Raw genomic sequence first — 9,301 nt, 5'->3', positions numbered from 1 at the left:
TATGAGATGTGTGTAATGGGATGGGGATACCCCCAGTCCCGTCAGCTCCAGCGATCCCAGTCACTATTTCGGTTTTCGCGATGATCCGCAGATCGAGATCGTGAAGACCACCAATGGGGACGATGCCAATTCCGCGCCCGGTTCCTATGTCGTTGTGGGCGATCCAGTGACCTGGAAATACGTGGTCAAGAATCCAGTCCTCAACAGTGGTATCACCTTGACGAATGTGGTTGTGTATGACGACAAGGTGGTCATCTCATCCGACGACTGTGATCAGGCATTGCCGGCCACTCTCGGGCCAACTGAAAGCCTCACCTGCACCGTCACCGGCACGGCCCGGGCGGGACAGTACGAGAACCTCGCCACTGCGGTCGGCTCCAACTCCCAAGCGGAAACACTCGTCCAGGTCCAGGACTCTGACCCGAGCCACTATTTCGGCGTGGATGCCGGGATCGACATCGAGAAAACGACCAATGGCCAGGACGCCGACGAGCCGCCGGGACCGACGCTCGTCGTCGGCAGTCAGGTCAACTGGGAATATGTCGTGACCAATACCGGCAATGTCGAGCTAACCGAGATCCTGGTCACGGACGATCAGGAGGCTGATGTGACCTGTCCGAAGACCATTCTGGCCGTGGAAGAGAGCATGGTCTGCACGGCGACCGGCACGGCGGTCGAGGGTCAATACAGCAACCTCGGCACTGCCACCGCCAATCCGCCGGTTGGGGATCCAGCGAGCGACCAGGATCCGAGCCATTACACCGGTCGGGCAAATCCGCAGGGACCGGAGCCGATCCCTGCACTGGGTACGTTTGGACTCGGAATCTTGGTGCTATTGATCGCCGGCTTGGCGCAGCTTTACCGTCGCCGGCGTTGATGCTCAAACGAGAGCCGGGGCGTCCTCGCCCCGAGGGAGGATGTCCGCCACGCGGGGCCGGAAGGCCCCGACTCCTTTGATCGGGGTTTGCAACCCCGACCCCCACGTTTGGGCCGCCGCCACGGAACCGGGCCGTCAAATCGTTTCCGGCGTCACGCCCAAGCGGGCTAAAGGATCCTGGCGGTAGAAGGCCCGCAGTTGATCGTAGACCGCCGCGTATTCGGCATGGAGCAGCTCGGGTAGCTCGAAGAAGTATTCGCTGACGACGGCGAAGAACTCCGCGGGCGACTCGGTCGCATAGGGATCGATCGGTGTTTCCTCGTCGGCGTCGACCCGTCGACACAGGTCGTCGTATGCGGCCGAGAAGGTCTCGGCCCAAACCTTCGGAGACATACCGGCGTGCAGCGGCGGACATCCATTGGCAGCCCCGTCGCGCATGTCGAGCTTGTGGGCCAACTCGTGGATGACGACGTTGTAACCGTCGCGCTCCATCCCGGCCTCGACATCCGCCCACGAGAGGATGATCGGACCCTGCTCCCAGGCCTCGCCGCTCTTCGCCTCATGCTCGGTCCAGACCACACCGTCGTCTCCCATGACCTCACGCTCGGGGACGAACTCCTCGGGATAGACGATGACGGCATACCAGCCGCGGTACCAATCCAGACCCAGCTCCAGCACGGGAAGGCATGCCTGCAGGGCGATCGCCAGACGCATCGTGTGCGTCAACTCGAGCCCTTGCGCGGGGTCCAGACGCTTATCGCGCAGGAAGAGGAGCGCCAAATCGGCGAGACGCCGGGTGTCCTCTTCGCTCAGGTCCTCGAGCAGCGGCAGGGCGTCCCGGACCCGCACCCAGTCGAGGGGATCGACGCGCGCGCGCTCGCGCTCGAGCACGCGCGCCTGCCACCAATCGGTCAGAGCGCGCACGGATGTTCCGACCGCCCGCGAAGCCGAGCACGGCGTGAAACGTCAATGCGGGGCGAATGGCGCAGTACACGAGTCCTATCGCGCAAAAGCCCGAGCTTGGCCGGGTCTTCGCCGTATGATTGATGTGCATCAAGGCGAATCGCACCCCGCGGCCCAAGATGCGTAGATGGACTTCTCCCCGCGGGGCTCCCGATCATGACGCGAAAGCTGTTGATCATCGCTATTCCGATCCTCGTCGGACTCTTGGCATGGCTATTATTCTGGACCCCGACCGGGGTCGGTGTGGATCCGAGCGGGCCGAAGCACGGCACGCTGGAGCTGGCCTCGCCGCCGCAAGGCGGGGACTTCGTTCTCGACTCCATCAACGGCCCGATCGCCCTCGCCGATCTGCGCGGCAAGGTCGTTCTGATCTACTTCGGCTACACTTGGTGTCCGGATATCTGCCCGACCAACCTGGTCCTGATCGCGGCCGCGCTCAGGGAGCTGACGCCCGAAGAACTGGAGCGGGTCCAGGTTCTCTTCGTCAGCGTAGATCCCGAACGAGACTCTGCAGAGCGGCTTGCGCAGTATAGTGGCTATTTTCACCCCGAGATCCTCGGCCTGACCGGAACACCCGAGCAGATCGCCGAGGTCGCCAAGCTCTACGGCGCAGCTTACAGGCGCACCGATCTGGATGATTCGGCGATGGGCTATGTCGTCGACCACTCCGCCTACAGTCATCTCGTAGACACTCAAGGCAAGCTCATGCGCAACCTCGATCACGCCACCCCCTCGGCGGAGATCGTCGCCGCGATCAGAACACTGCTGGGATCAAGCTCGCCCACCGAACATCGGTCCGAACCTTAAACGAAGCCACACCCAAAACCCACGCCGTCCGTTGGAGGACACAACATGCCCGGATACGCATCGCCCCTGCTCGCCGCCACCCTCCTCGCCATGCTCTCCTTCTCCGCGCTCGGCGCGGAGGTCTCGATCGGCGATCCCTACGCTCGGGCGGTGCCGCCCGGGCAGGCGAACAGCGCCGTCTTCATGTCTTTGGAAAACCAAACCGGGGAGAATCAGGCGCTGGTCGGGGCCGAAAGTGCTGTCTCGGAGGTCGTCGAGCTGCACACACACGTCGAAGAGGACGGGATGATGCGGATGCGCCGGATCGAGAAGATCGAGATTCCCGCCGGGGAAACGGTGACCCTGAAGCCGGGCGGCCTGCATGTGATGCTCATCGGCCTCAAACAACCTCTGGAGCCGGGCGACATGGTCGATCTCGCCCTGACCTTCGAAGACGGCTCGCGCATACCCGTTCAGGCACCGGTGCGCCGAATCGAGGTGCCGATGCAGCGCACGGCGCACTAAGCCCGCACCCGGAGCCCGGCAGACGACGCCCCATCCATCGTGACCCTCCGCACGGGATTATCGTCAAGAATCGCATGGTCGAATCATCGGGTGCACCGCACCCGAGAGCGAAATTATCCGTCTCCTGGCCTGTCTCTGATCAGGTATCGGAGGTCATCTCGGCGGACACGCGAGGCCGCTGGTTTGACCCATATGCGGATGTTCTGATATACATCCGTAGATTTTCTCGCCCCCCGACCAGGCCGTCGATCCGCGCAAAGGTGTCGCGGCCATGAATCACGACCCGATTAGGCATCCTCCATGGTTAAGAATTGGCTGATAACAATTACGGTTGCAACGGCATTGGTAAGCGGCGCGGTTCAAGCGTCCGAAGGGAATCAGGCCGCAGTCCCTAAGGTCGGAGACCCGCAAGCCGGCGAGGCGAAGGCCAACGGCGTGTGCATCGCCTGTCACGGCCCCCAGGGCAACAGTATCGTGCCGCTCTGGCCCAAACTGGCCGGCCAGCACCCTGAATACATCGTGAAACAGTTGATGGACTTCAAAGCCGGTCGCCGCGCCAACGAGCAAATGACCCCGATGGCCATGCCGTTGACCGATCAAGAGGTCCTGGATCTAGCCGCCTATTACGCGATGCAGCCCAAGACCCCGGGCGCGGCGGACCCAGAGCTGGCGAGCAAGGGCGAATCCATCTATCGCTGGGGCAATCCCGAGACCGGCGTCCCCGCATGCAGCGGTTGTCACGGCCCGGCTGGCCAAGGTCAGTCGCTGGCCAAGTTCCCGCGGGTCTCGGCGCAGCACGCAGACTATACGAAGCAGACCCTCGAGCATTTCCGCGGTGCGCTGCGCGCCAACGATCCGAACGGGATGATGCGCGGCGCTGCGGCTCGATTGAGCGATCAGGAGATTGCTGCGGTGTCTCAGTACATCCAAGGACTAAGCAAATAAGGCACGCGCGGTAAGCGGAACGGCTCATGGATGAGTCGTTTCCGAGCCGTCGCTTCGCGCATCCCGTCTGCGGGATTGCCGTCGATTGCGGAGATTGGTCATCGGAGCACTGGACTCAAGACAGACCGAGCCCGGCTTGATCGCAGCCGAGGAAGGCGAGCGCCTGGCGGCGACGTCCGGGCCGACCGCCGGTACCGAGCACATCGATGCCGTACCCGGTCACGCACACCATCAGAACGTCTCCCGGGCGTCTTCGCTCTCGACCGACGCACGGCGTCTCAAGCTGTTGAGCTTTAATGTGCAGGCCGGGATCTACTCGCGCCGCTACAGCGACTATTTCACCAATAGCTGGAAGCACATTCTCCCGCACCCCGAGCGACTGGCGAATCTGACCCGCATCGCTCAACTGCTGCATCAATTCGACTTGGTCGGCCTCCAAGAGGTCGATGCCGGCTCCCTGCGCAGCGCCTACATCGACCAGATCCAATATCTGGCTCGCCACGGCGCCTTCCCGCACTGGTACAGGCAGGTCAACCGCAACCTCGGACCCTTCGCACAGCACAGCAACGGGCTGCTCAGCCGCCTGCCTCCGCAGCAAATCACCGAGCACAAGCTCCCGGGGCTGCCCGGACGCGGTGCCGTCGTGGCGGAGCTCGGGCTTTCGGACCACGAAACCCTTGCCGTGGCAATCGTGCATCTGGCCCTCGGATGGCGCGCACGGCGGCGTCAACTCGACTACCTGATCGCCCTATCCGAGCAACACCCGTATCTTGTCATCATGGGCGACTTCAACTGCGGGTGCGACTCGAAAGGACTCCGGGCCATGGTCCGAAAAGCCGCGATGCGCGGACTCGACTGCGAGCTCAAGACCTTCCCGAGCTGGCGTCCGACGCACAATCTGGATCACATCCTGGTTTCTCGGCCGCTGCGCGTGGTCGCTGCCCGGGTGGTCGACTATGCCTTGTCCGATCACCTTCCGATCAGCATGACGATCGAGTTGCCCGAAGGTATTTCATTCTCGGCGTACGAGGACGGACCGGATCCGGAATCGGCGCGCTGAACCGGGCCAGCTGGACTCCCGGCGCCACCGATCAAGTCACCGCTTCGGCGCATCGATTCACTGGGCCGCACGCTCAATCCTGCACGTAGAAATAACGCCACGCGCAGCCGGTCGCACGCTCGAGTAGGCGCAGAAAGCCCTCGGTCGGCACCGCCTCGCCCGGAAAGATCTCCTCGACTTGGATGAGCAGGCGCGCAAACCCACCCTGCCGCTTCCAATCCCAGGACCGAATCGGACGAGCCTCACCGCAAGTGGGGCAATCCACGGCGGTCTCCTGCCGATCCGCTCCAGGCATACTCGCCGATTCCTCGAATTGCTCCACGCGCAGCGGCCAATCGCTCAAGCGAGCACGGCAACCGGGACAACGCGGTGCGCGCGTATTGCGGCCGTGACACCAGCGCGGATTAACCGAAGCCGGCGGGACCACGACATGACAAAAGGGACCGCCGGTCTGCGGATCGCTCTCGATCGCGACCGCGCACCCGACGAAGGCAAGCAGCGCGGAAAATTCGGGACCGACGAGATAGGCCCAGTCGCGATCCGGGATGCGCTCGGCGATAAACCCCGCCTCGGACAGGATGCGAACGAGCCGATCTCGATCCGGACACACCTCGGCATCGCGAGGCGCCAGGATCAACCGACCCACGTGATTGGACGACGGGGCGACATCCGCGACAGGCATCGGACCCTTGAGTGTCATCGCGTCGGATCCCCGCTTCGCGTCCGCCACCGATCCCGGCGTGTGCCCGCCTTTGCCGTTCCGGATACGCGTCTGTTGCATGGAAGGCGGCTCAAATGTCGTCGGTGGAGTGATGGAAGTCGTAGATCAACTCGCTGCTCGGCATCTGGAGCGAGTTGCCTTGAATATAGTCGGGCCGACAATTCCAGACCCGCGCGATCGTGGCCTGATCTTCGATTCCGGCCGCGATGACGGATGCGCCATGTGTTCTGATCTCTTGCACCACCTGGATCAGCTCGGCCGGATCCGCGTTGATGAGGGTCGCAAACGAGAGCTTGGCAAGCGCAACGGGCAGATCCGCCAGCAGATTCAGATCCGCTGCACTGCCCGTGACGTTGGCGACGCAGACCTGAATACCGTATTTGCGCAAGACTTCGACAAGCGGTTTGGCCGCCGCCAGGTGATCTCGAACGTCATGCATCTGGAACTGCAGCAACGGACGACGCCGGATCAGATCGCGCCGAACCATTTGATCGCGGAACCAGGGAAGCCACTGCTCGTCGGCAACCGACGCCACGGTTTGATGGATCAAGAGTCGCAGCTTGGGGTACGACTTGCGCTCGGCACCCATGACATCGAGCGCATGCTCCAACACCCAACGATCGATTCTCGGCATCAACCCGCTGCGCTCGGCCACCGGCAGAAAATCGGCGGCCGGAACATGCTCGCCGTCGAGCGTACGAAGCCGAAGCTGCACCTCGTAGAGCTCGCCCACGTTCGCCCCGAGAGAGACGATCGGCTGAAACATCAAAAACAGACCGTCCTGATTGACGGCCGTATCGATCAACTGCTTGAGCAATCGCTCGTAATCCGAGCCGCGATCGGGCGCGATGACCGGAGTCCAGACCCGCACCCGATTGCCACCCGCCTGACGCGCCCGCGCCACGGTAGTCCTGCTGCGCGAAACCATCGTGATGGCGTCGTCTGCGCGGGGCGTAAAGAGCCCGATTCCGATCGTCACGGTGAGCGCGAGGCGCTTGTCCTCGGCCCGAAGCTTCGTGGCGCCGAAGGACCGCAGAAGCTGCTCCGCGAACCCCTCCAACGCCTCGCGGGTCGCCCTGCGGGCCAGCACGGCAAAGCTGAAGTCATCCAGGCGCGCCGCGCACTCCTGCGCGGCGAGCTGGTCGACGAGCTTCTCCTCGAGCTGACGCAACAGGCGCTCCGTGCCGTCGGCGCCCAGCGCGTTGGAGATATCCGGAAACCGATCGAGCTCGATCAGCACGAGACCGAGCCCGGGCGAGGGCGCTTCTCGATCGTGCACCACGCGATCGAGACTGCGCAGGAAGTCCTCCTTCGAAAGCACAGCCGGGACGACCTCGCTCTGATCCGCGTTGACCCGGCGATCCTTGAGCAGACGCGACATCCGGATGCGATGCTCGATCGCGCCGATCAGCTGCTCGCGCTGGATCGGTTTGGCGATGAAGCTGTCCCCGCCGACCCGCAACGCCTCGAGTTGCTTGTCCGGGTCGGTCTCGGCGGAGAGGAAGATAATCGGCGTGTCGAAGTACTCGCCGTGATCGCGGATGATCGCGGTCAGCTCGGTACCGCTCGCATCCGGCATGTAGAGATCCATCAGGACCAGATCCGGCTGGATGTCATGCATCTTCCGGAGGATCTCCAGCGGTTGATCGACGATGTGCGGCTCCATCCCCGCCTTGCCCAGCAGCAAAGCGATGTATTTGGCCTGCAGCGGATCGTCTTCGACCACCAGGATCCGGGGTTGGCTGCTCTTGGGCGGGCCGCTCAGCTCGACGAGACGCTTCGCCAGGTCGGACACGGAGACCGGGGTCGGAAAATAGCCGCGCGCACCGGCGCGCATCACCTGGAGACGCGTCTGGATATTCTCGGCGTCGGCGATACAGACGACTTGGGGCTTCGTGGTTCCGGTTCCCGCCAGGCGCTCGATCAAACCGGATGGGCCGGCGCCGGACGAGATGTAGCGCAAATCGAGGATCAGCACACCGGGGCGCGTCCGCCCGAGCACGGTTTCGAGCGCGTCGAGATCCACGAAAGCATCGAGCTGCAACCCGGCCGGCCGAATCAAGCTCGCGAGCCCGGTCTGCAACGTCGAGTCGCCGCCGAGGTAGAAGATCCTGTTTTCGGTATCCGCAAATCGTGCGTCGTTCATGAGCGAAAGCGCCTCGGTGGGGCGTCGAGAGATCCCGTCTGCCGTTGCCCGGGCCGACACCGTCAACGCGAGCAGACTCCCTTGAAACCGGCATCAGGATCGGCAGCCCGGGTCCAAAGGTCAAGCCTAAAGCCGGACCGGGGCGCACCCTCGGTTCGATCGGGTTGAAATCCCCGCGGCCTTTCGTTAGTTTCAGCCGACATGCTGCTGGGGGTGTCCGGTAGGCGTGACCGAATCCGACCGAGATGCCTGTCGACCGGCCGGCGCCGCACGGTTCACGATGCAGTCACGCGACGGGCTGAGAAAGACCCTTCGAACCTGATCCGGATCATGCCGGCGCAGGAAAGCAGGCGACGAGGACGGATCCAAGGTACCGGTCCGCAACGATGACCGAGCCCGCCGGGCACCGCCATCGAGGGGCCGGCGCGACGATCCGGGTAGTGTATCCCATGAGCCTTGCAGGCTCTCGGTTCCTGCCGCCTCGACTCGGGACTCGTTTGCGTCCCGATCATTCCGCCGCTCTCCCCGCCGGATGGCGCCGACCATCGTCGTGCGCCGACATCCGTTCGGACCGCAGCCTACACGGCCGATCCGGCCCTATATCAATGGCGCCACCATACGCCACGCGTCCGTCGAGAGGAGATTCCATGAGCGCCATCCCACAGGCCTTCGCCCAGAAGACCGCCGAGCTGTCCGACGAGGTCACGCGGCCCTTCCCAAGCTCGCGCAAGATCTACGTCACGGGATCGCGCCCGGACCTGCGCGTCCCCATGCGCGAGGTCACGCTGACCCCGACGCAGACCAACGCGGGAATCGAAGAGAATCCGCCGATCATGATCTACGATACCTCGGGGCCTTACACGGACCCGACGGCGCACATCGATCTGCTCGCCGGCTTGACCGATCTACGCAGCACCTGGATCCAAGAGCGCGACGACACCGAGCTACTCGACGGACCCACCTCGGCCTTCGGACGCGAACGCCAATCCGACCCGAAGCTCGCACATCTGCGCTTCGAGCACATCCGCACGCCGCGTCGAGCCAAGCCGGGGCGCAACGTCACCCAGATGCACTACGCACGACAAGGCATCGTCACGCCCGAGATGGAATTCGTCGCCATCCGAGAGAACATGCGTCTGGATGAACTGCGCGCCGATCCACGTTACACGAAGCTCCTGCGCCAGCATCGCGGACAGTCGTTCGGCGCCAGCCTCCCCGAAACCATCACACCCGAGTTCGTCCGCGACGAGGTTGCCCGCGGGCGCGCCATCATCCCGG

The 9,301-nt window shown here is 63.7% G+C and carries 9 protein-coding genes and 1 riboswitch; of the genes, 6 read left to right on the top strand and 3 right to left on the bottom strand.

Going from position 1 to position 9,301, the window contains the following annotated elements; translation table 11 throughout:
• Positions 1 to 91: 91 nt before the first annotated feature.
• Entirely contained in the window at positions 92 to 877 is a 786-nt protein-coding gene (locus B4N44_RS11245; protein WP_422664313.1) for a DUF7507 domain-containing protein, read from the top strand.
• A 135-nt stretch (positions 878 to 1,012) separates the two neighbouring features.
• Here the strand turns inward: B4N44_RS11245 and B4N44_RS11240 are convergent, their stop codons facing one another.
• On the bottom strand, positions 1,013 to 1,801 hold the full coding sequence (locus tag B4N44_RS11240) for a zinc-dependent peptidase (protein ID WP_296700802.1): 789 nt from the start codon (positions 1,799 to 1,801) through the stop codon (positions 1,013 to 1,015).
• Between the two features lie 195 nt (positions 1,802 to 1,996).
• Between B4N44_RS11240 and B4N44_RS11235 the strand changes: the two genes are divergently transcribed.
• From B4N44_RS11235 to B4N44_RS11220, 4 genes are all read left to right on the top strand, one after another.
• On the top strand, positions 1,997 to 2,647 hold the full coding sequence (locus tag B4N44_RS11235; protein WP_296700800.1) for an SCO family protein: 651 nt from the start codon (positions 1,997 to 1,999) through the stop codon (positions 2,645 to 2,647).
• Positions 2,648 to 2,692: 45 nt separating this feature from the next.
• Positions 2,693 to 3,151 carry a copper chaperone PCu(A)C gene (locus B4N44_RS11230; protein WP_296700798.1) on the top strand — a complete coding sequence of 153 codons (459 nt, stop codon included), beginning with the start codon at positions 2,693 to 2,695 and terminating at the stop codon, positions 3,149 to 3,151.
• 300 nt (positions 3,152 to 3,451) lie between these two features.
• Entirely contained in the window at positions 3,452 to 4,096 is a 645-nt protein-coding gene (locus tag B4N44_RS11225) for a c-type cytochrome (RefSeq protein WP_296700796.1), read from the top strand.
• Positions 4,097 to 4,379: 283 nt separating this feature from the next.
• Positions 4,380 to 5,156, top strand: a complete 777-nt coding sequence (locus B4N44_RS11220) for an endonuclease/exonuclease/phosphatase family protein (RefSeq protein WP_296700806.1) — start codon at positions 4,380 to 4,382, stop codon at positions 5,154 to 5,156.
• Between the two features lie 73 nt (positions 5,157 to 5,229).
• Here B4N44_RS11220 and B4N44_RS11215 read toward each other — a convergent pair whose 3' ends face one another.
• Positions 5,230 to 5,856: a hypothetical protein gene (locus B4N44_RS11215; RefSeq protein WP_296700794.1), complete on the bottom strand. Its 627-nt coding sequence runs from the start codon at positions 5,854 to 5,856 to the stop codon at positions 5,230 to 5,232.
• A 91-nt stretch (positions 5,857 to 5,947) separates the two neighbouring features.
• Positions 5,948 to 8,023, bottom strand: a complete 2,076-nt coding sequence (locus tag B4N44_RS11210; protein ID WP_296700791.1) for an EAL domain-containing protein — start codon at positions 8,021 to 8,023, stop codon at positions 5,948 to 5,950.
• Positions 8,024 to 8,222: 199 nt separating this feature from the next.
• Positions 8,223 to 8,385, top strand: a riboswitch (TPP riboswitch).
• 285 nt (positions 8,386 to 8,670) lie between these two features.
• Between B4N44_RS11210 and B4N44_RS11205 the strand changes: the two genes are divergently transcribed.
• Positions 8,671 to 9,301: phosphomethylpyrimidine synthase ThiC (locus tag B4N44_RS11205; RefSeq protein ID WP_414718142.1), on the top strand; the 631-nt coding region annotated here is incomplete at its 3' end.

Origin of the sequence: Thiocapsa sp. UBA6158, from assembly GCF_002423035.1 — a bacterium.
GTDB lineage: Bacteria > Pseudomonadota > Gammaproteobacteria > Chromatiales > Chromatiaceae > Thiocapsa.
This window is presented reverse-complemented; position numbering and strand designations above follow the sequence as displayed.